Here is a 24,646-nt window from a genome sequence, read left to right as displayed (position 1 = left end):
TACCAATCAAGAAAAAAGCAAACACCAAAAAAGAAGCAATCCCTATTCTCACAGCAATTATTGTTTTATTAAAACCAATCCGTTCATCCTCTTTAAGTTAGTCAACCTTTTTGATAAAAAGGCCATTCCAAAACGGAATGGCCTTTTTGCTAATCACCCTTTATCGTACTGAAAAAAATCAAGATTTTGGGACTGCCGACAAATATGGCCTGACATCCATTCCCATTTGCAACATTCCTTCTGCAAAGGTTTCGGTATCCATTTTCCCGTTTTCAATCCATTGCTCATCGTTCATTGAGAATCTAAAGGCCAAAAGCGGTTCGGCATCGGGTCCTACCACATTGGAAAAAGTGCTGGATTTCCCGGTGATGATATCCAGTATTTTCTCCGCCACCACGATGGGATGCGCATGGGTCAAAGCCACGGAAGCTTTGCCTAAGGCGTTCAATTGCTCCCGGTTGGGATAAATGGACTGGAAGGTGTCATCGTATTTATAAAGGATAGGCGTATCGATAAATCCCGGTTCGACGATCGCCACCTGAATACCAAACCGCCCGACTTCCCCTGCCAAACTCATGCTCACAGTATTTAAAGCAGATTTTGTGGCTGCATAAGCTGCCATGCTTGGAGATTGGGTTTTTCCGGCGATGGAGGAAACATTGATGATCAATCCGGCTCCCCGTTCCCGCATCGGAGTGATGACCTCCTTCATGCAGCGAACTGCCCCAAATACATTGGTCTGAAAAACCTGCTGAAATACCTCCATGGAGGTTTCCTCCAAGGGTAGGTCGGAAGCGATTCCCGCATTATTGACCAAGACATCGATGGGGCCAAAGCGATCCACCGCTTCTTGAAAGGCATTTCGGACGGAAGCATCATCGTCCACATCCATCGTAAGGATAGCGATGGGCAAACCTTCTTTTTTGGCCAATTCCCCAAGTTCTGGACCTCGGGCGGGATTTCTCATGGTGGCAATGACCTGATAGCCATTTCTAGCCAAGTGGGCAGCCGTCTCAAATCCAATTCCGGTACTGCAGCCGGTAATCAATACATTTTTCATAATCGGTTGTGTTAAGTGATATCAAACAAGGACTTTATTTTTCTTACCATACTTCTCCAAAAGCTCCTGAATCGCCTGGTCCACTAAAGCGACCGAATCGTAGGACTCGATTTCGTGTTTCAGGCGAAGGGCGTTTTGCTTGTATTTGGGATTCGACAAGACTTCATGGATAGCGGCTTTTAGCTTTTCCGGCTTGGGCTTCATGGTCTTCATATCGATACCAGTTCCCGAGACAGTCACCCGTTGGGCAACTTCCATCTTATCCTCCGTGGCCCCCCCGATCACTATTGGAATGCCAAAACCCAAAGCCATATTGGTTCCTCCATATCCTCCATTGGTGACCAGCAAGTCCACATGCGGCAAGAGATGGGCAAAGGGGATAAAAGGCGCCACGCGGGCATTGCCAGGGAGGTTGGGGATTTCCTCTTTCACCGGAACTGCCACGACCAAGGTATCCGGTTCGTCCTTCAATGCGATCAAAGTGGGCATGATCAGGTCTTGAATATCATTGGCAATCGTTCCTTGATTTACGAGCACCACTTTTTTGGCCTTTTTCAAATCTCCCCACCAATCCGGTTCCTCCCAATTGGGGTCAGGCTTTGGCAAGGGTGGACCGATGAATTGATGGTTGTCCGGCATGTCGGACCGCTCATAGTCAAAACCCGGAACCGAAAAGATCAGTACCCGATCGACATACTTGTTGAAATCACCAAAAAAGCCTTGGTAAAGAGGAAGCCCACGTTTTTCCCTAAGCTTATTTCCATAAGCTGTCACATCCTTGAACAGCACCCGATCGATGAGATAGTTTAAAAATCGGTTTCTTATCCGCATCAGCGGGCTCTTGGCGGGCAACAATCCAGAACCAAAAGGTGCGGTATCCTGACTGAGTATCAAAGGAGGAATGACATGGAGATTGATCGTGGGTTTTCCTAAAATTTCACCCAAAAACAAGGGACTGAAGTTCACCGGATCACCGATGAAAATATCAGGCTGAACATCATTTGTTAAAGACCGGAAGCAATCATGTGTCCCTTCCTCTTCATCAAAAAACCATCTCAAATACTCTTTGATTTGATCCAATCCTTTCTTTTTGACCAAAGCGGGACGCTGCTGGTAAGTAGTCAATCCTTTGGATGGATAATCCAAACTCTCAGGATAAGGATGGAATACTGCACCGGTATTCTCGATTTTTTCCTGAAAAATTCTGCTTCCAACCCAATGCACTTCATGTCCTAGTGCAACCAAACCTTTAGCGAGAGGAAGTACGGGAAAAGTATGCCCTTCGACAATACCCACTGAGAGAAGAATCTTTGCCATATCAGAAAGTGGAAAAATTGACTTTGATTTAGAAAAGTAAGTTTGCCCAAATACCAAGATTCTGAAATACTGCTTAGGGGGTATTATGAACTAAATGCCATCACTCGAATTACCCCTTAAGGGGTATTTCCCTACCGACATCAGATGAGTATTTTACCAAGTACCTAAAACCTAGCCTATGAATATCTTAATCGTTGGATCCACGGGCCAATTGGGATATACCATCGTCCGCAAGCTTTCAAAAAGTAAAAGCAGCCATTCCATTTTTGCCGGACATCGCGAGAAATCCAATACCAAGCCCTTGGAAAAGCTTCCCAATGTGGATTTTCGCCTGCTTGACCTACTGGACCACAAGACATTTCGGGCTGCCCTCAAAGGGATGGATATTCTTATCTGTACAGCCACAACCGCTACTCCCACCCAAAAGGGAGATGATTTAAAAAGAACCGATGAGGAAGGAATAAAGGCCTTGATTGATGCCTCCAAGGAAGCAGGAGTGAAACAATTCATTTACGTTTCGGCCCTTCCCTTTTCCCAATTTGAGGAAACTGTGCCCCTGAGCCGGGCAAAAAGACAGGTGGAAAACCATCTCAAAGCTTCCGGCCTGACCTACACGATCCTTCAGCCGACTGCCTTTATGGAAGTTTATTTGGCTTTCTTTGGGACTACCCTACCTCTTCGTGGTACTGAGGTCAATACTGTTTCTAGACCCTTCAAATTCTCCAACAACTTTTTTGCAGGAATCAAAAACGACATCGAACAAAAAGGAACCTTCAACATCATCGGAAAAGGAGATCGGAAAAATGCATTTATCAGTGTGGAGAATGTGGCTGACTTTTGCATTGCTTCCATTGGTAATCCCAAAGCTTTTGACCGAACTCTGGAAATCGGGGGACCGGAAGGTCTTTCGCCTTTGGAGGTAAAAGGAATTTTTGAAAAGCTTTACAACAAGCCAATCAAGGTAAAATCAACACCTCCTTTTGTGATTCGAATGATGTCAAAAATCCTACCCTTGTTCAATCCTGCGGCAGGAAATATCATGGCCTTAAACTATGCTGTCGCAAACAATGATGCTCTTCCCAAAGCCATGCAACAGACCGCAGAAGAGTTTGGAGTCATCCTGATCCATCCTGAGGAATTTTTGAGGAAAAAATTCGAAATTAGATCATGAAGTCCATTTACACTTTTTTGATGTCCATCCTTTCACTTAGCCTTTGGTAAAACTGCATTTGAACGAAATTCAACAAATCGAGCAGGCGATTCAATCCCTTGAAGCTCAGCGAAAAATCTTGGGGGATGCTGTGGTGGATATTGCCCTGGAGCCCCTAAAACAAAAGTTAGCCTCGCTCAAAGATCAACCTCAGGAATCAAAAAATCTGGACGAACGAAAGCTCGTCACAGTCATGTTTGCTGACCTTTCCGGCTTCACAGCGCTTTCTGAGAAATTGGATCCAGAACGAGTCCGGGAGATCATGAATGGCTGCTTCAATGTATTGGTACCTATTGTTGAACGATATGGAGGAACGATCGACAAATTTATAGGAGATGAAATCATGGCTCTTTTTGGGGCACCCATCGCCCGGGAAAATGACGCTGAGATGGCCCTGCGAGCAGCTTTGGAGATGATGGATGCCTTAATGCTATTTAACGAAGAGCATGGCCTTCGCCTAGGAATGCATTTTGGCATCAATTCGGGCATAGTAGTCGCCGGTGGATTGGGTTCTGAGGCTAGGCAGCAATATTCGGTCATGGGAGATGCAGTAAATCTTGCCGCAAGATTGGAAGATGCGTCTGAAGCAGGACAGATTTTTGTCGGTCCCAGCACCTTCAAACTGACTGAGCCTTATTTTGAATTTGATGCTTTGCCCCCGATATCCTTGAAAGGAAAATCAAAACCAGTCCCAATCTATTTGCTCAAAGGACTCAAAAAGCAAGTCACACAGGAAAGGGGAATTGAAGGCTTATTTTCTCCCTTAATTGGACGCGAGAACGAAATAAATACTATAGCAAAAAACCTAAAGAGCCTGGAAAATGGAAATGGGGGAGCACTTTTCCTCATTGGAGAAGCGGGGATGGGAAAAAGCAGGCTTATTGCGGAATTGAGAAATAAATATTCCGATCAGGTTCTATGGTACGAAGGAAGAGCTTTTTCCCATACTTTCTCAATTAGCTATTCCCTGATCAATTCTCTTTTGGATCAAATTCTCCAAACAGAAAAGGACTCCTCTCCTGAAATCTATGCAACGGCCTTGGATGAATTTCTTGTAAAAACATTCCCGGAAAATTCTTCTTCACTGAAAGCTTATCTATCCAGACTTCGCGGACTTCCGGCAAAATCGGAATTTGAAGAGATTTTCAAAGATGTTTTGCCCTCAGCTATCCAAGCAAGAATGCACCAGGCATTTACCGAGGTGATTGCCCAACTTGCGCATTTACAACCTCTTGTCTTGGTATTCGAAGATTTGCACTGGGCTGATGAGACTTCTTTTCTCCTACTCAACCAACTCCTATCCCTCACGAAGAAGCTCCCTATCTTCATTTTGCTGATTAGTAGAAATCAGGAAAATGTAGAGGCATGGTTTGAAGGTCTGACTCTTCAGTCCACCAATTTGGAAAAGTTGGAGCTAAGTCCTTTGACCTCAGACCAAAGCACCGAGCTTTTGGAAAACCTCCTCAAAACAGACCATCTTCCTTCTCAAACTTTATCCATGATTCTCTCCAAATCGGAAGGAAACCCCTTCTTTTTGGAAGAATTGCTTCGATCGCTGATAGAAACAAAGATGGTCATATTAGAAGCCAATAAAATAAGGGTGAGTGAGCATATAAAAGATCTCCAAGTACCTGACACCTTGCAGGGAGTAATCGCCGCACGCATAGATCGGCTTCCCTCCTCTAGCAAACAAACCCTACAGAATGCATCGGTCATAGGCCGAATTTTTCAGGATATTGTGTTGAAACATATCGCTATTCAAGAAGCGCGGAAATTGGATATAGATCAATCACTTAATGAATTGGAAAGGAAAACACTCATTAGAAACCGGGACAGCGCAGAGTATATTTTCAAGCATGCTATCACACACGATGTCACTTATCAAAGTCTTTTGATTTCAAAAAGGAAAGCCCTCCATCTTCTTACCGCCAGATCTTTGGAAGAAATATTCCCCAAACGCTTAGATGAGCTATCACCTGAATTGGCATTTCACTATTCCCTTGCCGGAGAACCTTCCAAATCAACGAATTACTTCAAAAAGGCTGCTGAGCGGGCCGAGCAAAACTTTGCAAATCAGGAGGCCTTAAATCTTTACCTGAAAGCAGTCGAAGAAATCGAAAAAACCGCAAATGGTACCTACTCCAAGGAGTGGTGTGGCTTTCTTCAAAAAGCCGGATCAATCTACAGCCTGCTGGGAAAAACCGATGATGCCCTCCTGGCTTTGGAAAAAGCTCTTTCCAACCTGAACTCAAAAGATTCAATTCAGAAGGCGCAAATCATGAGGCAAAAAGGTCTTGCCTACAATGCCGCAAGAAATTTCCCCAAAATGATAGAAAACTATCAACAGGCGGCACAGGAACTCGGGGAATGGGATGAGTCAAAAGACCAAAATTGGATAGATGAATGGATCAATCTTCAACTGGATTTGGCTTGGGCTTTTTACTTTGGAAACAGGGTAAGCGAATTGGATGAAACCATCCAACTGATTCAACCCATCATAGAAATGTCAGGAAGTCTGGAACAAAAAAACCGACTTTATGGAACGATTTGCCTCTCTGATTTCCGAAAATTCAGGTATTACCAACTACCTGATTTCACGATGGATCGATTGAGTCTCCAACTGGAAACTGCCTTACAGACAGGAAACAAAGCCCTGATAGGAAGGGCATTGGCCAAAACCGGATTTGCCCGAATGTGGAGAAATGAACATGATTTGGCAGAAGAGACTTTTTTAAAAAGCCTTCCATACATCGAGCATGTAGGAGATATGGATTCCTTGCTGATCAGCAAATCCTATATTGCGCTTGCCATGCGGAAAAAAGGAGATTTGACAAAAACCATGGCTTATGCAGAAAGTGCATTGGAATTGGCCAAATCCCTCCAAAGTCATTACTACATCGGTGTTTCTTACAGCATTTTGGGTTGGGCGCAATGGAAGCTGGGAGATCCGGAAAAAGCCAAGAAGCTCTTGAACTACACAATCGAGGCCTATCAACAATTTCCAGGATCCAACCCTATCGAGTTTCTCTATAAGGGGCCCCTTTTAGGAATGGCTGTAGAGGAGGAAAATTGGAAAAAGGCAGTGGATCTGAGCCAAAGTCTTTTGGACCCGATTCAGCAGAGAATGCCTGACCAAGCCTACGAACTCATCAGAAAAGGTATGGAAATGTGGAAAGAAAGTGATCTAAACTCCACCAAAGCCGCATTTTCTGAGCTTGTTCTTCTTTTGAGAAAAGAGCAAACGGGATACGTGTAGGGTAGAATATGAATTCTGTTTTTTGCAAAAGGGAGAGCAGAATTTACTTCAGGAATAAAACATCGACTGCTATCGGCTTTTGGCTGTTTAGACCTTTGGCTGACTTTCAGATTGCAAATAGGCTCCAGATAATTGAGGATTCATCGGAACAGTCACCAAGATCCGAGTCCCCAATCGGTTGCTCTTGATACTCAGCTTCCCTTTCAAATACTCCACCCGCTTTTCGAGATTTTTCAAACCCATGCCTTTGGAGTTTCCTTCCAAAACCTCCTTGGGTATTCCTTTGCCATTGTCACTGATCTCCAAGGTGATATGGTTTCCATCTGAAGATTGAGCCAGGCGAATCGTGGCCTGGGTTGCCTGTGCATGCTTGAGAATGTTGTTCATCAGCTCTTTGATGATCCGGAAGAGATTGACCTTGGTATCTACCGAGAGAATGGGAATATCCTCGACTAAGGCATGGATAGCCACTTTTCGCTGTACGGAGAGCTTTTCGACTAGTTCCTCGACCATGGTGCGCATCACTTTGGTGGAGAGGTCGGCAGGCATGAGTTCGTGAGAGATGTAGCGCAGGTCCTTGCAGGCCCCATCGAGCATCTGATGGATTTCTTCCAAAGATTGATTGTTTCCGTTGAGAAGCTGCTGATGCTCCATCATCAGCTCCATACGGAGTTTGATCATGGCCAAGTTAGAACCCAAGTCATCGTGCAGGTCCTTGGCGATGCGCTGCCGTTCATGGTCTTGGGCTTCAATTATCAATCTAGCCATTTGCTGCTCGATTTGACTTTGTTCCATTACCAGGCGCAATCTTTCCTTTTGTGAGGAAAAAAACTGGTACACCAATCCAATAATGATAATAAGTACATTGAATGTTAACCCGTAAATTAAAAATCCCAAATCAAGAGGTAAAATTTGAGTATAACCAAGACGGGTAATTAAGTAAACAATTGCACCAATGGCCAATAATAAATTTGCAGAAAGGGCGAAAGCAGTGAGTCCGGGAGTCTTTTTAATCTGCAGGAGGCAAACAGCCAATAAAATAACCATATTGACAACTCCCAGATAATGACAAATAATGTAAAAAATAGGCATTTCCTTGGGTTGCAGAAAATAAAAAAACAAAAGCAAACAAATGCCTGCATAGGTCAACTGCAAAACGGCAAAAAGTCTAATCCAAATTGCAGTTATGCTCCTTTTGCTATTGATACTAAATAGCTCTTGTGTAAATAATAGTGCAAAAACTGTAAGCAATAAAACAGAAATGGGTGTCAACCAAGGCCCCATTCGAATGTAGTTTTTCAACTCAATGAAATCCAAAAACTGTCTGTCACTTTCAAGTAGAATAATTATTCCAAAAAAAACATATGCTGAAAGGAAGATGTAAACTCTTTTATTAAAAAAAAGAAAAACCAAAAAAGCAAGAACTACTACTGTGTACAATCTGCCTGATATAATGCCTATCAAAAAAGCTCTCCATCCAGAATCTCTATTGTTTTTTTGGTAATCACCCAAGAAAAAAGTAGTCCCAGATTTTCCTCCATTAAAATTAATTTTAGAAAGAATGGTTCTTTTGGATTTGGCTGGAAAATAAAGTTGAAACACATCATTACGATGGTTAAGTTTTCTTTTATTTCCAGGGATAGCATATCCAGCTGAATCCGTTTCTAAAAGTCGACCTTCTTCATTAAACCCAAAGAAATTAACCTGATAAATGGAAGAATTGTAAACGCCAAGATCCATTATTTTTGGACTGCCTGACATATTTTCTACTGTCACTCCAAACCAATAATCAGCCCCAATATATCCCATATTGAACTTTGCGTGACGGGGTATTTTGATGAAATCTCCTGATGAAAATTTTTCATACACTTCCTCAAAAGTCAATGGGCTTTTTTCCTCAAAAAAATACACCGTCCCAAAAAGCATATCATGAAAAACATTGGCAGAATCTTTTAATTCGTCATTGAGCAAAATGTGAGGCACAGGCTTTTCCTTACCTAATTGCAACAGAGTCACCAAACAAAAAAGAACCTGAAAAACCATAAGTTATTGTTGCTTACAAACCATTTGAATCAAAATAAGGTAAATCCTCTTAAAACCAACAACTTATACTACTAAAAACACCAATTTTTAGACTTTCAAAAGCCCCATCAATCCAGCCACATTATGCACTTTGAGTTTGGAAAAGATATTCTTCCGATGGGTTTTCACAGTAAGGGGACTGAGCTGAAGTTGATCGGCGATTTGTTTGGTCTCCAGCTGTTGCATAATCAGCCGAGTGATTTCCGCCTCTCGCTCAGACAGTCCAAATTCCGATTTGAGTTTTTGAAAAGGACAATTCCCCAGTCCAACTATGCTTCCACCCTGTCCGCCAACCGGCTGAAAATATTCTCCTCCCCGGGCTACCGTGTCGAGAGCTTCCCGAAAACTGTCAAAACAGGAATCTTTGCCGATAAAGCCATTTGCGCCCAAGGTTTTGCAGGCTTCCAGCGCAGTAGGCGTATGCTCGCTGCTGAGAACCAGTTTTTTCAATCCGGGATAGTTCGTGTTGAGATGGGATAAAACCTCCATTCCGCACATCAGAGGCATATTCAGGTCAAGCACCAAAATATCTACCTGTTGGTTTTTCTCAAGGAATAAGAGTACTTCTTTCCCGTTTTCGACCGTACCTATCCATTGAAATTCAGGATGCTTTTCGAGCACTCTTTCGATTCCCAAAGTGAAAAGCCGGTGATCATCTGCCAATAAAACCGAAACCCCCATACCGAATAATATTTGCCTAAAAAAGAATAATTATCAAAATCATTCAATCTTAGGGAGTAACTCCATAGAAAAATTGTAAAAAAGCGAATTAGAGATTTTTCATGAGACAATTCTGAAAGAAAATTCAAAAAACAGAAGCATTCAGCCCCATCAGGCTAGGATGATCTGAGCTTAGGAGGATTCCTTTTGAGTTCCAATTCAACCCCTGAATTGATATTCAAAATCAATCGCAGATATTGCCTGGGAGTCATGCCGACAAACTGTTTGAAATCCTTGTACAAATGGGGATTGTCCGAGTAGCCAAAATCAAGAGCAAGCTCCAAAAGATCCGCTTTTGGGTTTTGATCCAAAGCCACAAGAAGTGAATTAAACCGCGTAATCCGACAAAACAATTTGGGAGATAAGCCTACCTGGTTTTTGAATTGAATCTGAAAGGTACGGGTATTGATTTTCAGTCGATCGATAAGCGTATCCAAACTAACCAACCCATTGCTCAAAAGGATCTCATTGGCAACAGGAGCCATATCAAAAGCAGGATTTTTGAATGTCTTTGAATTAAAATAATCACTCAAAATCCGGTTTAATTCCGGAATGCAATTCTCAACATGAGAAGCGGTTGCAAAAAGATGTTTAAGCTTATTTGCCAGCTCAGGATAACCCAGATCTTCCAGTTTATGTGCTTTGTCCGTCATTTGATTGGATGGTTCATCCAGAAAATGATATAAACCAGTCGGGGTAAATACAATCACAAACGGAGCAAATTGCCCATCGAGATGGGACTTACCCAATCTGCTCATCTGCCCAAAAAGATACGGGGCATACTTCTCAAAATAGAGTTTGACATCAGGTTTGGGATATTCCAAATAAGAGCTTTCGCTGATCTCTATATTGATTACCAGTGCTGCTGTTCCTTTTGGGGTAAAAAAGGGCTTTTCGGTTCCATCCAAGGTATAACTGGAAAATAAATAGCCGTTGACATAGGGGATTAAGGAATCATCAGGAGGAAAAAATCGGATCTCGTTCATAGGTGATTGGATAAATCATCAAAGCCGCTTTTTAGTCAACTTATTGGAATAAAATCAAGGGCCACTTGAATATTTCATTCTCGCTTAAACCCTGATCCAAACGGAAACTCGACCTCCTTCAGCGTGTAAGTACTACTAACTTTGGACTAAAGTCAAAATAGAACTAAACAGCGATAAAGACAAGAACCAAAACAGAACTTGTTTTTGAAAAATCAGGAAAAAACAGATTTATCTCAACCTTTTTTCATTTGTTTTTCCATACCCCAAACGGGGTATTTCGACAATATACTTTAAGTTCAGAATACACCCTAAGTGGTATTTTTTTGATTTGGACTTTGCCGGAATTTTGAAAAGTAGTTTTCAGACCATTTTTAATCCATTCATTCTTATCCATTCCTTTTATGAAAAAGTCAAATCTAGATCAGCTTTTCCCTGAGACATATTCGGCAACGACCCACCTTGTAAAATCCTTTTCAAAGATATCCAGCCTGAAAAAGGTGGAAGAATACTAGTTCTTTTGGGTGTCTTACTCGTGATATCCTGCGACAATGAAGACCAAAACCCAGCTCCCCCAGTCAATGAGCCCGATCCTACAGGCACGATCGTAGTCAAAATCAACACGGTAGGGAAAGATGATGATCCCGACGGCTATAATCTGATCGTAGAGGGCAGTGCCAATCGGCAGGTCGGACCAAGAGAAGAAATCACGATCAGCAATAAAAAAGTAGGGAGGTATTCCATCGAACTTTCTGGTATTTCCAATCACTGTACCGGAACCGGAAATATGGTCCGTGAAGTAAACGTACCTGCCAATGGTACAGCCACCGTAGAGTTTGAAGTGGACTGCAAAGCCATCTTAAGAGATCGATTGGCTTACAACAAGGGAACTGCCAGCTTCACCGAATTCAAATTTTATTCCTCCAAACTCGATGGTACTGATGAAAAAATAATTTTGAATAAAGTCATTTTCTCAAGCCAAATGAGAATCTCTCCTGATGGGACCAAAATCGCTTTTTCTGACCGAATGGAAGGCACCACGATCCAGCAGATTTTTGTGATGGATGCAGATGGGGAAAACCTGGAAATGATTCCTTTCGAACCCAATGAAAACCCTGCTTTCACCTCCCAGTTTCTCCCGGTATGGCATCCTGACGGTAAAAAACTAACCTTTAGAAATGCAGCCAGAACGGTCACCTACGATTTGGAAACAGGTACCCGAACTGTGGTTCAGTTTGAACCGAACGAAGTGTTTATCGTGAATCAAGTCGTGGAAAATGGAAGCAAATTTTTGGGTACTTACCTAACTACCCGTCCGGGAGAACCTCTCACGCAAAGGCTAGCGACGATGAACTTGGATGGGTCTGACCTGAGGTTCTTGAAAGAAGGACCCAGCCTGCTTTTCAGTGGTGCCGTCCAAAACGGGAACAAAATCACCTATATCCAAAGAGAAATCGGGCCGGTTTTCGTCAGTGATATTTGGCAAATGAACACTGACGGGACTGAGGACAGAAAAATCAACAGCAGTTTAGGGTTTTCCGAATCGGAAGTATTGAATACATTCACTGTATCTCCAGACGGTTCGGAATTTATCTTCTTTGTATCCAGTGGTCCTAATTCTTATTTGGCCAAAAGCAAGCTAAGCAGCACTCCTCAGGTGATAAATTTCTCCACTTCTGGCGTGAGAAATAACCCAGCCTGGTCCCCGATCACCAGAAATTAACTGGCAAACACGGAAAGTATCAGCAAGGTATTATGGGCAAATCAAGCCGGAAACTTCATCAAAAACTTAGGTTTCCCGCAGCAAACCCATTAAGCCAGCCACGTTATGGACTTTGAGTTTGGCAAAAATATTCTTCCGGTGAGTTTTGACAGTAAGAGGGCTAAGGTGGAGTTTTTCGGCAATTTCTTTCGTTTCGAGTTGATGGAGAATCAGTTGAATGATTTCCATTTCCCTAGGGGAAAGCAGATAAGTATCGCGGAGTTTGGTCAGTGCCCCATGGTCACGAACCGTCTTCTGCTGGTCTTTGCTGATTTCCTGAAAATAGGTTTTTCCGGTGGCTACAGCCTGAAGCGCATCCCGGAATACCGATAGATTGGAATCTTTGCCTACAAAACCCAAAGCTCCCAAATTCTTGCAGAGTTCCATATTTGCCGAGGTATGATTGCCGGATACGACCAAAATACCGATTTGAGGATGATTTCGCCGCATGTAGGGCAAGACCTGCATGCCATCCATCAGGGGCATCTGCAGATCCAGAACCAATAAATCCACATTGAGATTTGCTTCCAGATAATCTATCCATTCCTTTCCATTTCTAAAATGTCTGATAAAATGAAAACCCGGCTGCGAATCCAAGATCAATTTCAGCCCTCCGGCAAACAGCTCATGATCGTCTACTATGGCCACTGACAGATTCATAAAAATTATTTTTAAAAGATATAATGATTGGGAATTAATCAATCAGGTCAACACAATATAGAGAAATTAAAGACAATTAAAACTTTGCGCTCCTTCAGAGCTCTCATAGGTTCAAGTCTCCGGATGGTTTATTGAAAAATTTGAAGATTAGAAGATTAAAGGTGGGAAAGTGGTAAGGTTGAAAGGTGGGAAAGTTTGACCGGGCCATTACTGGTTCAAGTCTCATGACCTGCCCGACGCAGGCGGGCTTGGACCTTTTTCCTAACCCTTACTGGTTCAAGTCTCCTGACCTGCCTTCATCAGGCGGGCCTGCCCGACGCAGGCGGGCCTGCCCGACGCAGGCGGGCTTGGACCTCCATGCAACTCCTAAAAAGCCACACCAGAGGGACCCAGGCTGAAGGCCTGGTTTATGATAGCCCGGAGCGGATAAGCTCCGGGGTAAGGTGGTAGATCCACATAGACCATGAGGTCTGTATGACCGAATTTGTAAATCATTTTTGATTTTTATGTCCAGCCCTTCAGGCCTAACTGAGATCAGGTGGATCGCAAAATCCAGCCCTGGCGGACTGGGTTGGTATAAATCGGCCTTTCAGGCCTGACTGATGATCAATTGGTTCAAGTTTCCTGACCTGCCTTCATCAGGCGGGCCTGCCCGATGCAGGCGGGCCTGCCCGACGCAGGCGGGCTTGAACCCAACAGAGAGGATATTTTTGGCTAAAGCCCCATTGGAATCAAAACCTAAGAAGGGAATGGGCTAAAGCCCCATTCCTATTCAAATGCAAATTTTATTTGAATTTTGTTGCCTCCTGCTTCAGCTGGAGGCTGAAATAAGGAGAAAAAAATTTGTTGGAATTTAGCCCAATTGGTTCAAGTCTCCCGACCTGCCCGACAAAGGCGAGCTTGGACCTTTTTTTCCTAACCCTTACTGGTCCAAGTTTCCTGAATTGGACCAATTCCCCCATCGCTTGGATTAAGTGCCAAAGGCCTGCCTGACCGTCAAGCAGGCACGAGCTGTAAAAGCAAGGCATTCAATGTCTTGCCCAGGATTTGATCCAGAAGCAGAGCCCTGTAGGGGCGAATTTTACAGTTCGCACCTTCAGCGCTTTCAGGATTTCCCTATCCCACTGCACCCCAAATTGAATTTGGGGTTAATACAAAACGCCCCTTCAGGGCTCCATCATGGCTCAATTCTCCTTACCTCTTTGCATCTAGCAGGCCTGCCCGACTCAGGCGGGCTTGAACCCAACAGAGAGGATTTATTTTGGCTAAAGCCCCATTAGAATCAAAACATAAGAAGGGAATGGGCTAAAGCCGCATTCCTATTCAAATGCCAATTTTATTTGACTTGTGTTGCCTCCTGCTTCAGCTGGAGAATAGAAAAAATGAGAGGGAACCCAGGCTGAAGGCCTGGTTTATGATAGCCCGGAGCGGATTAGCTCCGGGGTAAGGTGGTAGATCCACATAGACCATGAGGTCTGTAAGACCGAATTTGTAAATCATTTTTGATTTTAAATCCGGCCCTTCAGGCCTAACTGAGATCAGGTGGATCGCAAAACCCAGCCCTAGCGGACTGGGTTGGTATAAATCGGCCTTTCAGGCCTGACCAATTGCCTCTACTTTTCCCCTTTCAAAACCTCCACCCCAGTCTAAAATCCATATACTCAGCCACATGTCCGTGGGCTTTGAGGCCGGCACCCACGCGGAAATGCCTTCCTAAATGGTAATTGAGCGTGTACCGCTGGTAAAAGGATTTGTCCTCCTGATATCCTTCAGGCTTGCTCAGATAGGCGGCATACCTCATCGCAAAATCAAAGCGACCAAATAGCAGATGAGGCTCGGCAAACGCCGCCGGAATCAGCCTTTCCCTACTCCTATCGGCTAGAAGTGAAAAATCCTTTGCCAGTTCCACCCCTCCACCCAAAGCCAAAATGCCGGCAAGCCTCCGATAAGTCCCTCCCGCCAAGACAAAATTGGGTTTGCGGGTATCCTCCCTGGCATCCTGAGTATTGAAACCCAAATCCAGATAAAACTCCCAATCCTTGACAGTTTTCGTTTTCTCAAACTCAGTCAGAGCCACCCTTCTTGTGTAATGCACCATCCCCAAACCCAGCATCGGAAAGTTCATCCCCCGATTGGGTTGACGTTGCCCGCCGTTGGAGATATGGCTGTAGTTCAGAGAGGCTTGGACTTCCCATTTTTCGGAAAACTGATAGGAGATTTTTGGAGCTAAAAAGATCAAAAAGCTAACCGGAGCACTGAAAAAGGTGTTTCTGGGATTCTCGATCGGGTCATAGACCCGGGTGAGATAGCTTACGCCCAAACCGGTGGACAAACTCCCTGACCACCTTGCTGACCGGAAAAGAATGGGTTCGAAGGTACCTGCCACATTCCATGCTTGTCCCAGTTCTTTTGGATTTTGAAAATCGACCACAGAAAGCGAAAGTCCCAGGTAATGAAAGCAATTGCAGGCCTCCCAGTTTTTACGGGTATTTTTCATCCATTGGGAGGAGAAACCCACCGCTATCGGGCTGCTTTGAGCTACCTGTTCCAGTTCGGGATTATGGGCAATGATCCATCCGTATTGCCCTTCCAGTCCCAATCGATGAGTTCCACTTTGGCTTTTGGCCAAAATTGAACAGGCAAAAAGAAAAATACCGATCAAAAAACTCCTTTTCATCCTCCGCATATTTTTATCCTTACGAAAAACAAAAAAAGGAGATTGCTCTCCTTACTTGTATTTTTTGGGATTTTCCATCATTTCTCTCACATCCTCTGGGTCTGTCTTTTCCTTTCCGGTCAGCAGATAAATAATCATCCCTGCATCTGAGGGATCAAACTCCTCCCCTTTTTGCGCGGCTTCGAGACGACTGTACAGCCAATCCCAAGACCCTTTGGAGTAGGGAGATTTATCCCTTGCAGGAGAATCTTTCATCCAGTCGTACTTGGATTTGTGCGCTTTTAGCCCTTCGTAATCCTCACCACCGTTTTGATCGGCGATATGGTCCAGCTGCAAGCCATATTTTTCAAAACTCTCTTTGATCTTCTCCCAAGTCCAGCCGGAATGACTCTCCCACTCGTAAGGTTTGTCGGCGTGCTCATCGTTCCAGGTAGAATGAGAGATCAAGCGGACGTATTTCAGCTTGGTAGAATCCGCCTCATTGATGGCGGTACCCACAATCTCCATAGGACCAGCGGCGATAATGGTCAGCGGGTTCTTGGCTGAACTTTTATTGATCTGAGTGGCCAGTTCGATGATGGCAAAATTCTGGGCGGTAACAGCCTCGATAAATTTGGTCTTTTTGAAGCCAAAGGTTTTCGCTCCAATAAAGGCACTTTCTCTCATCTGCTCAGCAGCTCCGGGCTTTTCCTTGTTGGAGCCCCAAATGTGATCGCTGAAGGTATAGACGACCAAAGCATCCTCTAGCCCATTGGCAGCCAAAAGGGCAAGTGTCAAGGGCGTAGCTGCCCAATCGTCCTCATCGTGCTCGTTTCCATCTGAGCTGATCGCAATTCTTCCGCTTTTGAAAGGAATAGACTGCGCGAGGATTTGTTGTGAAAAGGTGAGAAAAAGAAATGCCAAAGAGGCAAAGAGATTTTTGTACATGATGATCAGTTATTGGATGACAAGTTTACCAAAAAAGGATTGTTGACGGGAACCCAAAACCCAAACTAAGTACGTACCCGGTGCCAAATCGTTGAGAAATAGCTCGATGGTTTGACTGCCGATAAGATTGAAATTGACCATTCGGCTTACATCTTTTCCATTCGCGTCCACTAGCTTCAGTTCGAATTCCTGATTCTCAGCGAACTCCCCATCAAACTCCAGGCTGACCCTTTCCCGAGCCGGATTGGGGTAAATTTTCAATGCTTGGGCTTTTCTGGCCAATGGAGTTCCTATCCCTGAAATGGTCAGGGTCACCGGCTCCAATCGTGCAGAACAGCCCTGAGGAGAGGTCAATTCCACTTCATATTCTCCCATTTGATCCACGGTCAAGGTTCGGGAAGTGGCGGAGGATATGGCTTGACCATTTCTGAACCATTGATAGGTGAAATTCCCCTCAGGGGCTCGGAGGATATTTCCATCCACTTCAATTTCCCCTTCAGGCAAAGGATTGACTTTGACTTCGAATGTGTTTGATTCTGACAGACAGCCTCCAGAATATCTTATTACGACATGATAAACTCCAGGCTCCTTGGTCGTCAGGGTTTTTGCCCTTTGATCCGGAATTTCCACTCCGTTTCGTCTCCAGCGGATTACTTCAAAAGCAGTATTGGAAGACAATTCCAGAAGAGCTTCTTCTCCCGAACAAATCTCTTCAACCCCCTGAAGCAAAACAGGAGAAGGCTCAATTCTCTTAATAGTCACTTCGGTAATCGCCTCAGCGACATTTCCGGACGGATCCACAGCCCGGATTTTAACTACAATCGTTTTGCCCAGGTCCTCACAACCAAAGGCCTGACGATCCAAAGTGATTTCTTTGATCCCACAAATATCTGTGGCCGAGTCCAAAATCAAATCCGGATTCAGACTTACTGATCCTACGGTCACGTCCAGTCCCAAATTCAGATTTTTGGGTTTCAGAATTGGTGCAGTGGTATCCTTGACCTTGACTTGGATAGTTCTCTCCCAGGTTTGTCCGGAGGAGCTCTTGATCACTACTCCAATGATCTTTTCTCCCAAATCCGCACAGGTGAAGCTGGATTGCTGCAGGGTGATTGTAAGATTGGGATCGGAAAGAGGCCAGGTAACAAAGATATCTGAAGGTTTCAGATCGGCTTTTCCTTCAGGTCCTAAAATCAACTCTACAGATTCCTTCAGTTCGCCAAAAGGAAGTGACGTAAACCGAATCTCCGTTTTCTTGGACTCAACCAAACATCCTCCGCCTTCAGGAAACAACTCCGCCCAATACATACCCGGCAGCTCGACTGCAATGGCCTTTCCTTTAAGTTCGGGTAGGAGTTCTCCATTGCGATACCAGCCGCTGACCACAAAACCAAACTCTTCCCCAAGTCTGATTTCCACTACTTCTCCTTCAAAGAAAGTAGAACCGGATTCAGGGGAAATGGATATTTTTTTAGACTCAAAGGGATTGACCGAGAAAGTCACTGTCTTGGTGACCGTATTGCCTGATTGATCTTTGGCTGTCAATACCACCTCTTGTGGCAATTCATAATCATCACAGGTGATTTTGGACTTGCTCAGCTGCAGGGATTGAATGGAACAGTTATCGGTCAGGGACTCCACAAAGTCCTCTGGATTTAAGGTCAATTCGCCTTTTACCAAGTCGAAATTCAGGGCAGGAAGTTTGGTGCTCAGTGTAGGAGGAAGCAAATCTTTAACTTCTACCAAAACCACCTTTTTCCAAGAATTACCCTTTGAATCGGTAATCAAAAGCTCATTTTCGCTCCCCTGTAAATCTGAACAGTCATACTTGGGACTTCGGGAAAATTCGACTTTCCAATCAGCAGAAACCTCTCCTTCCAGATAATCGGCAAGAGTGGTTGAAACCTCTCCGGATTGATTCAACCCCACAATTATTTTCTCCTTGAAAATTGGCTCAGGAATTTCTTCAGCCAATTCTACCAATACTTTTACCCGGTCATCATACACTCTCCGCTCTGTCCTTATCAATTCATAACTGGAATTCAGGACCGGAAAAACATAAACCGGATCAAATTCAATTTGGGCAAATGTTTTAGTCCCATCTTTTATTTTGGAAATATTGATTTCCAGGTGACCGTAGTGTTTGCCTCCATCAGTCAAGATCGGAAACGGACCGGAGGTATTCCATTGCTCGGCCGATTTTTGATCAGCGGTCCATTTGGAAAAGGAATTGTAATCCAAAGGAAGCAGGGGATTGCCCAACCAGTCTCTTTTCACTCCCCTTAATCCATCCCCAGCCACACCCACATCGTAGTAGAGTACCCCTTTGCCATCACCATTGGTATCCACGAAGCTTCTTTCAAAAATCTCATCATGGCCTGATAAAACGGCTATTACACCATACTCTTCGAATACCGGATGCAATACCCGCATAGGCGTACCTCCCTGCCCGGTACTGAGTTCGTGATTCATGGGCACTCCATGTTCTCCTGAGCTATAAGGAATATGGTGAAACTGCACAAAAACCAAATGACCCAATTCTTTGGCTTCTTTGAGATTGGCGACCAACCATTCGTATTGGGCTGAACCGGGACCAAAACCAGACAAGTCTTTTCCTCTTGCGGCATCATATTGGGATTGGGTGAAGTTTTCCTGCGTATCGGTACCGGGACCTGAAAATTCCTTCCCTTTCAGCTTTTGTCCATCAGGATAATCAGATCTTTTTTCATCGGGAGTTCCATTGGTAGAATCTAGAGTAAGGATCGTCACCGGGCCGTAATCGGTTCGATAATAGCTTTGGCGGTGTTTTTGGAGTTGATCTCCAAAGTCCAATTCAAAAAAGGAATGAAATCTGGACCGGCCCACAACAGGATTAAACTGTCCTTTTTCATTGACCCCATATCCCCCATTGAGTGCGCCAAAAGTTTCCCAATTGCCCAAAGCTGGGATAATCGGAATCCTGGTTATTATTTGGTCAAATTCCCCGGCATTATGTCTCCAAAACTCATCCCAGCCAGGCATATAACCTCCCCCTTGCACCAAATCGCCGGGCATGAGGATCAAATCAGGCTCTCGGGTTTTTAAAATCTTGAGATTCTCTGCATACCCTGCTTTTTCGGTCAGGAAGTAGTTTGGGATTTCAAAACCCTGCTCCACCGTGGTACCAAATTTCTCCTTCCAAAGAGCAGGAATTGAAAAAGGGCGAAAAAGGGGTTGTCCCGGATACCAGGCCCTGTTGGTCACTCTTCCCCTAGGCTCAGTTTCAGAATCAGAAAGAGCGACTATTCTTACTTTTTCCCAACTTTTGGGATCGGGGGCAGATCTAAAGCTGCCAGTAAACTTCTCTCCATTTAAAGTCACTTCATATCCAATCTGCGTATCGAAAGGAACTCTAAACTTGGAGTCAAATCTGAAATACTCCTCCCCGCCTATCCAATTTTGCCCCTCCAGTCCCGGAATAGTTTCATTTCTTTCCAGGGCGGTATAATACAAATCGGACTGTTTGATTCCGGTGATATTTCCAGAAAAAAGAATATTTCCCGTATCGTCTTTTACTAAAACAGAGGAGGAATGATTACCTGCAGAAAACCATCTGATTTGAACCAGATTACCATCTGCCACTTGCAAGTATGGGAATATTCTAAAAGAAGACTGTGCAGAAACAGAGAAAGGGATCAAAAAAAGAACCAGACAAAAACATATAATTACCTGCTTAAAATAGTTCATGAGTAAAAGTGGATTTGTCCTATCTCTAAAATCATTTAATCAATCAATCCTACTCTTCAATACGACTAACTGAACAGGATTAATGGGATCATTAGTAAAGATATAGATATTCCTTTGATCAATTCCTTTTCGGCCAATTGGGTCAAAAGTCAGACTCAACTCAATGCTTTCGCCGGGATTCAACTGGTCTTTTGGAGATTCAATAATCAGGCACTCACAATTTCCCTGAATCTTTCTTATCTCTAAGACTTTCCTTCCTCTGTTGGTCAGAGTCACTGTTCGCCTTACAGTACTTTTTGAACTTATTTCCTTTAGGTCGATCTCTTTTTGCTGGATAAAAAGCTGTGGAAGATCATCTACTTCGTTTTTTAAAACAGGCGGGAAATATTCAAACAGGTCTGCAATGATTTCCAAATTGATTCGGCTGCCCTCGATATTTTCCCAAAACACGGGAACCTGATCTTCAAAAAAACCCAAATCCCCATTTCTATTCGCACTTTCGTAGCGGATCATCAACAAGCCTCTTTCCTGAGGTCTGACCAGGTTCTGAACCTGCTCTACCCAGATGTAGGAGGGAGTTTCGGATCGAAAAGCGCCTTTCTCCAAGTCCTGAGCACCAAAATTGAAAAACTCCACGTATTTGATCTTGGGTTCATTGTCAAAAACTTCCCCCATGTTGATTTTTTTCAGACGAAAGCCTAAGTCTCCGTTTTTCACCGGATAGGCTCTCAACGGATCTGTTGGGTATGGAATGGAAGTACCTTCCAAAAAGAGCGAGTCCTGCACACCTGACAGATTCCCTTTGACTACGATCAATTTGGAGAAAAAACCGAAGGCTGAAGTGGGGTCAAAACCAACTCTGACTTTTCCTGATTGCCCCTTAGCGAGGGTATCTTTTGAAAACTCCACCGTAGTACATCCACATTCCAACCAAATATCCTCGATGAAAAACAAAGAGTCTTGGGAATTGGTGAATTCGAAGGCTACCTCCTGATTGCCCTGTTCCTCGAGGATCGTTCCCAAATCTACCCGGTTTACCTTCCAGATGATTTTGGGAGGCTCGAGACTTTGGGCCTGAGAAGAGAATTGAAGCAGGGTGAAAAAAAGTGTGAGGATTATCGTTTGGGTGAGGAGTTTCATAGCGACAAATTACAAGGATTTTACCCTTCAATTCTAGTATCAAATACTTAATTTGCGCCAAATTATAAGAAATGGCAAGAGTACTCACGGGAATTCAAAGCTCCGGTCGTCCACATTTGGGCAATATTTTGGGAGCCATCGTTCCGGCTATCCAACTCATTGGACAAAACCAACAAGACGAGTCCTTCATCTTCATCGCTGATTTCCATTCGCTTACTACTGGAAAAGACGCAGCGCTGAGAAAACAAAATACCCTGGCCGTGGCTGCTGCCTGGCTATCCTTTGGATTGGAAATTGAAAAGACGGTATTTTACCGGCAATCCCGAATTCCTGAGGTCACTGAGCTCACTTGGTACCTCAATTGCTTCACGCCATTCCCCATGCTTGCTAATGCTCACAGCTTTAAGGACAAGTCTTCCAGACTTGCAGACGTGAATGCAGGACTTTTCACCTATCCCGTCCTAATGGCATCGGATATTTTGCTGTATTCCGCAGACTTGGTGCCGGTAGGCAAGGATCAACTTCAGCACCTGGAAATGGCAAGGGACATTGCCAGTGCATTTAACCGAATCATGGAAGAAGATATCCTTATCCTTCCCGAAGCCAGGATATCAGAGGAGGTTATGATCATCCCTGGTACGGACGGGCAGAAAATGAGTAAGTCCTACAACAACATCATTGATATTTTCCTTCCGGAAAAAGAGCTGAAGAAAAACATCAACCTAATCGTCACTGATAGTACTCCTCTGGAAGAACCCAAAGACCCGGATACCTGCACGGTTTTCAAGCTCTACTCCTTGTTGGCTTCCTCAGAGCAAACCAAGGCTATGAGAGGGAAATATCTGGGAGGTAATTACGGCTATGGACATGCCAAAAAAGAGCTGCTGGAGTTGGTGCTGACGCTTTTCAAGAAAGAACGGGAGACTTTCGATTATTTCATGAATCATCCCGATGAAATCGAAAAAAGGCTGGAAGCTGGTGAAGCAAAAGCAAAAAATATCGCCTTAGCCCTCCTCAATCAAGTCCGGGAAAAATTGGGGTTCAGGTAAAACTTTCTCATAAATAGCAAATGCCCTCAATAATACAGGACTTATTGAGGGCATTTGCTATAGTAGGGAAGATATTCCGATCAGAACCCAGCTCTTATCTTATCTGCTACCTCAGCCAACTCTTCGGGACTAAGCTTGAGTTTGGGACGGGTGAAATTGATATCATCCATGGTCCGGAGAGGGACCAGATGAACGTGTACATGAGGAACTTCCAAACCGATCACGGCTACCCCAATACGGGTACATTTTATGGTCTTGTCCATTGCTTTGGCCACTTTTTGAGCAAACATATGCAGCCCGGCCAACTCTTCAGGTTCCAGATTGAAAATATAGTCCACCTCTCTTTTTGGTACTACTAAGACGTGGCCTTTGACCAAAGGCATGATGTCCAAAAAAGCAATGTAATTATCGTCCTCTGCCACGATCTGAGCAGGGATTTCCCGATTGATGATTTTAGTGAAGATGCTTGCCATAGGGGTTAAAATTAAAAAATCCCGATAAAAACCGGGATTTAAAAGAGGGTTTAATACGTGATATCCAGAATTTCAAATTGAAGCTTTCCGGCTGGGGCATTGATTTCGGCAATTTCTCCGATTGATTTTCCGACGAGACCTTTTCCAAAAGGAGAAGCCAAGGAAATTTTTCCGGCTTTCAGGTCTGCTTCTTCCTCGGAAACCAAAGTATAGCTCACGGTCATTCCGTTTTTCACGTTTTTGATTTTCACCGTGCTCAAAATACCCGCTTTTGAGGTATCCATTTTGGAGTTGTCCAAGATTCTGGCATTGCCAACGACTTCTTCGAGCTTGGCGATTTTCAATTCCAAAAGACCCTGCGCATCCTTTGCAGCATCATATTCGGCATTTTCACTAAGGTCTCCTTTGTCCCTAGCTTCTGCAATCTGACGGGCGATATCCGCTCTTCCTTTAGTCTTCAATTCATGAAGTTCGTCTTTCAGCTTTTTCAGCCCTTCCTCGGTGTAGTATTGTATTTTTGACATAAACTTACAGCTTTTCAAAAGGCACAAAAAACAAAGTAACGGTCACGTGATGGAGACCGTTACTTTGTTTTTGCCTTTATTTTACCTTGCAAAGATAGTAAAGCTTTTGGTCAAAGCAAGTACCCAAAAAGGCATATGAGCCATTCAAACTAATTAAATTCCTTTCGGATTTGCTTCACCAAAACCCGGTTGATTTTTTCATAAGACTCAAAAGACCAGCCGGCTACATGGGGTGAAAAAATCACATTCTCTCGCTGTGCCAACTGGTTGAATTCAGCCTGTTGGACCGGACTGAATTTTTTGAATTTTTCATTTTCCAACACATCTAAAACTGCTCCTTTCAAGATCCCTTGATCCAAGGCATGGTTTAAGGTGGAAAAAGAAATTACCTCTCCTCGAGCCGTATTGATCAGCCAAAAAGGCTTAGAAAACCCTTTCAGCTCCTCCATGGTAAAAAATCCATGGGTTTCAATCGTCAAAGGCACATGAATACTGAGTACATCTGCTTCTTTCTTGAGCTCTTGCCAGGAAACTTCCTCGATCAGATCGGTTTGAAAACCCTTTTTGTACTTATCATAAGCCAGTACCCTCACGTCGAATCCTTGAAGTCTTTTCGCGAAGGATTTACCCATATTTCCAAAACCCATGATGCCTACAGTCTTTCCTTTAAGCTCATGGCCACGGTTTCCTTCCCGATCCCAGATCCCTTTTCTGACTTCCTGGTCTGATTTGACCAAGTGATTAAACAGTGCCAATACTCCTCCTATGGCATGCTCGGCCACAGCGTCCCGGTTGCCTTTGGCTGCATGAAAAAGCCGGATTCCTCTGGCTTCCAAATATTCCAAATCAATCTTATCCAACCCTGCCCCAGCCCGGCCGATAAATTTCAGCTTTGGTGCTTTTTCCAATAGGGCTCGATCCATAGGAGTTTTGGAACGGATAATCAATCCTTCCACGTCATGAATTTTCTCCAAAATCTCTTCCCGAGTGATTTCCGGGGCGTATTCTACCTCATGTCCATCTTCCTTCAGCATCTCCAGAATACTGAGATGCATTTCATCGATAATCAGAATTTTCATT

At 44.0% G+C, this 24,646-nt stretch carries 17 protein-coding genes and 1 pseudogene; 4 read left to right on the top strand and 14 right to left on the bottom strand.

The genetic code is table 11. From position 1 onward, the window contains the following. Positions 1–178: 178 nt before the first annotated feature. Both AAA943_RS04990 and AAA943_RS04985 read right to left on the bottom strand, forming a co-directional pair. Positions 179–1,060 carry an SDR family oxidoreductase gene (locus tag AAA943_RS04990; RefSeq protein WP_338223132.1) on the bottom strand — a complete coding sequence of 294 codons (882 nt, stop codon included), beginning with the start codon at positions 1,058–1,060 and terminating at the stop codon, positions 179–181. 21 nt (positions 1,061–1,081) lie between these two features. Continuing rightward, on the bottom strand, positions 1,082–2,377 hold the full coding sequence (locus AAA943_RS04985) for a glycosyltransferase (protein ID WP_338223131.1): 1,296 nt from the start codon (positions 2,375–2,377) through the stop codon (positions 1,082–1,084). 178 nt (positions 2,378–2,555) lie between these two features. Between AAA943_RS04985 and AAA943_RS04980 the strand changes: the two genes are divergently transcribed. Further along, positions 2,556–3,548, top strand: coding sequence for an SDR family oxidoreductase (locus tag AAA943_RS04980; RefSeq protein ID WP_338223130.1), 993 nt, complete (start codon positions 2,556–2,558; stop codon positions 3,546–3,548). A 58-nt stretch (positions 3,549–3,606) separates the two neighbouring features. Continuing rightward, the gene (locus tag AAA943_RS04975) at positions 3,607–6,843 is read left to right on the top strand and encodes an adenylate/guanylate cyclase domain-containing protein (protein ID WP_338223129.1); all 3,237 of its coding nucleotides are present in this window, start codon (positions 3,607–3,609) and stop codon (positions 6,841–6,843) included. Positions 6,844–6,930: 87 nt separating this feature from the next. On the opposite strand, the gene AAA943_RS04970 is transcribed toward AAA943_RS04975, so the two are convergent. From AAA943_RS04970 to AAA943_RS04960, 4 genes and pseudogenes are all read right to left on the bottom strand, one after another. After that, complete coding sequence (locus tag AAA943_RS04970; RefSeq protein ID WP_338223128.1) at positions 6,931–7,611, bottom strand: sensor histidine kinase; 681 nt, start codon at positions 7,609–7,611, stop codon at positions 6,931–6,933. 81 nt (positions 7,612–7,692) lie between these two features. Next, positions 7,693–8,769, bottom strand: a pseudogene (locus tag AAA943_RS21860) (7TM-DISM domain-containing protein); the annotation flags it as partial. Positions 8,770–8,973: 204 nt separating this feature from the next. After that, positions 8,974–9,606: a response regulator gene (locus tag AAA943_RS04965; protein ID WP_338223127.1), complete on the bottom strand. Its 633-nt coding sequence runs from the start codon at positions 9,604–9,606 to the stop codon at positions 8,974–8,976. Between the two features lie 155 nt (positions 9,607–9,761). Continuing rightward, entirely contained in the window at positions 9,762–10,631 is an 870-nt protein-coding gene (locus AAA943_RS04960; RefSeq protein ID WP_338223126.1) for a helix-turn-helix domain-containing protein, read from the bottom strand. Positions 10,632–11,148: 517 nt separating this feature from the next. On the opposite strand from AAA943_RS04960, the gene AAA943_RS04955 reads away from it, so the two are divergent. Further along, entirely contained in the window at positions 11,149–12,351 is a 1,203-nt protein-coding gene (locus tag AAA943_RS04955) for a TolB family protein (protein ID WP_338223125.1), read from the top strand. Positions 12,352–12,417: 66 nt separating this feature from the next. Here the strand turns inward: AAA943_RS04955 and AAA943_RS04950 are convergent, their stop codons facing one another. The 5 genes from AAA943_RS04950 to AAA943_RS04930 all read right to left on the bottom strand — a co-directional run bounded on the left by AAA943_RS04950 (position 12,418) and on the right by AAA943_RS04930 (position 21,520). After that, the gene (locus AAA943_RS04950; RefSeq protein WP_338223124.1) at positions 12,418–13,050 is read right to left on the bottom strand and encodes a response regulator; all 633 of its coding nucleotides are present in this window, start codon (positions 13,048–13,050) and stop codon (positions 12,418–12,420) included. Positions 13,051–14,677: 1,627 nt separating this feature from the next. Then, positions 14,678–15,727 (bottom strand): acyloxyacyl hydrolase, encoded by a 1,050-nt coding sequence (locus AAA943_RS04945; RefSeq protein ID WP_338223123.1) that lies wholly within the window; start codon positions 15,725–15,727, stop codon positions 14,678–14,680. Positions 15,728–15,778: 51 nt separating this feature from the next. Then, positions 15,779–16,654, bottom strand: a complete 876-nt coding sequence (locus tag AAA943_RS04940) for a hypothetical protein (protein WP_338223122.1) — start codon at positions 16,652–16,654, stop codon at positions 15,779–15,781. 9 nt (positions 16,655–16,663) lie between these two features. Continuing rightward, positions 16,664–20,380: a T9SS type A sorting domain-containing protein gene (locus AAA943_RS04935; protein WP_338223121.1), complete on the bottom strand. Its 3,717-nt coding sequence runs from the start codon at positions 20,378–20,380 to the stop codon at positions 16,664–16,666. A 39-nt stretch (positions 20,381–20,419) separates the two neighbouring features. Then, positions 20,420–21,520: a DUF1573 domain-containing protein gene (locus AAA943_RS04930; protein ID WP_338223120.1), complete on the bottom strand. Its 1,101-nt coding sequence runs from the start codon at positions 21,518–21,520 to the stop codon at positions 20,420–20,422. 71 nt (positions 21,521–21,591) lie between these two features. On the opposite strand from AAA943_RS04930, the gene trpS reads away from it, so the two are divergent. After that, positions 21,592–22,569 carry a tryptophan--tRNA ligase gene (gene trpS, locus AAA943_RS04925; protein WP_338223119.1) on the top strand — a complete coding sequence of 326 codons (978 nt, stop codon included), beginning with the start codon at positions 21,592–21,594 and terminating at the stop codon, positions 22,567–22,569. Between the two features lie 80 nt (positions 22,570–22,649). On the opposite strand, the gene AAA943_RS04920 is transcribed toward trpS, so the two are convergent. From AAA943_RS04920 to AAA943_RS04910, 3 genes are all read right to left on the bottom strand, one after another. Beyond that, positions 22,650–23,042: an HIT family protein gene (locus AAA943_RS04920; RefSeq protein ID WP_338223118.1), complete on the bottom strand. Its 393-nt coding sequence runs from the start codon at positions 23,040–23,042 to the stop codon at positions 22,650–22,652. Between the two features lie 50 nt (positions 23,043–23,092). Beyond that, positions 23,093–23,566, bottom strand: a complete 474-nt coding sequence (gene greA, locus AAA943_RS04915) for a transcription elongation factor GreA (protein ID WP_338223117.1) — start codon at positions 23,564–23,566, stop codon at positions 23,093–23,095. Between the two features lie 149 nt (positions 23,567–23,715). Continuing rightward, a complete protein-coding gene (locus tag AAA943_RS04910) occupies positions 23,716–24,645 on the bottom strand; it encodes an NAD(P)-dependent oxidoreductase (protein WP_338223116.1) in 930 nt (309 codons plus the stop codon). Position 24,646: the final 1 nt, after the last annotated feature.

Origin of the sequence: Algoriphagus confluentis, assembly GCF_036245625.1 — a bacterium.
Taxonomy (GTDB): Bacteria; Bacteroidota; Bacteroidia; order Cytophagales; family Cyclobacteriaceae; genus Algoriphagus; species Algoriphagus confluentis.
The sequence above is the reverse complement of the archived record's forward strand: the minus strand, read 5'-3'. Positions and strand labels throughout refer to the sequence as shown.

What these genes read in the sequence shown, in the direction of transcription:
- AAA943_RS04990 (WP_338223132.1), bottom strand. Translation starts at nt 1,060, where the DNA reads ATGAAAAATGTATTGATTACCGGCTGCAGTACCGGAATTGGATTTGAG.
- AAA943_RS04985 (WP_338223131.1), bottom strand. Translation starts at nt 2,377, where the DNA reads ATGGCAAAGATTCTTCTCTCAGTGGGTATTGTCGAAGGGCATACTTTT.
- AAA943_RS04980 (WP_338223130.1), top strand. Translation starts at nt 2,556, where the DNA reads ATGAATATCTTAATCGTTGGATCCACGGGCCAATTGGGATATACCATC.
- AAA943_RS04970 (WP_338223128.1), bottom strand. Translation starts at nt 7,611, where the DNA reads ATGGCTAGATTGATAATTGAAGCCCAAGACCATGAACGGCAGCGCATC.
- AAA943_RS04965 (WP_338223127.1), bottom strand. Translation starts at nt 9,606, where the DNA reads ATGGGGGTTTCGGTTTTATTGGCAGATGATCACCGGCTTTTCACTTTG.
- AAA943_RS04960 (WP_338223126.1), bottom strand. Translation starts at nt 10,631, where the DNA reads ATGAACGAGATCCGATTTTTTCCTCCTGATGATTCCTTAATCCCCTAT.
- AAA943_RS04950 (WP_338223124.1), bottom strand. Translation starts at nt 13,050, where the DNA reads ATGAATCTGTCAGTGGCCATAGTAGACGATCATGAGCTGTTTGCCGGA.
- AAA943_RS04945 (WP_338223123.1), bottom strand. Translation starts at nt 15,727, where the DNA reads ATGAAAAGGAGTTTTTTGATCGGTATTTTTCTTTTTGCCTGTTCAATT.
- AAA943_RS04940 (WP_338223122.1), bottom strand. Translation starts at nt 16,654, where the DNA reads ATGTACAAAAATCTCTTTGCCTCTTTGGCATTTCTTTTTCTCACCTTT.
- AAA943_RS04935 (WP_338223121.1), bottom strand. Translation starts at nt 20,380, where the DNA reads ATGAACTATTTTAAGCAGGTAATTATATGTTTTTGTCTGGTTCTTTTT.
- AAA943_RS04930 (WP_338223120.1), bottom strand. Translation starts at nt 21,520, where the DNA reads ATGAAACTCCTCACCCAAACGATAATCCTCACACTTTTTTTCACCCTG.
- trpS (WP_338223119.1), top strand. Translation starts at nt 21,592, where the DNA reads ATGGCAAGAGTACTCACGGGAATTCAAAGCTCCGGTCGTCCACATTTG.
- AAA943_RS04920 (WP_338223118.1), bottom strand. Translation starts at nt 23,042, where the DNA reads ATGGCAAGCATCTTCACTAAAATCATCAATCGGGAAATCCCTGCTCAG.
- greA (WP_338223117.1), bottom strand. Translation starts at nt 23,566, where the DNA reads ATGTCAAAAATACAATACTACACCGAGGAAGGGCTGAAAAAGCTGAAA.
- AAA943_RS04910 (WP_338223116.1), bottom strand. Translation starts at nt 24,645, where the DNA reads ATGAAAATTCTGATTATCGATGAAATGCATCTCAGTATTCTGGAGATG.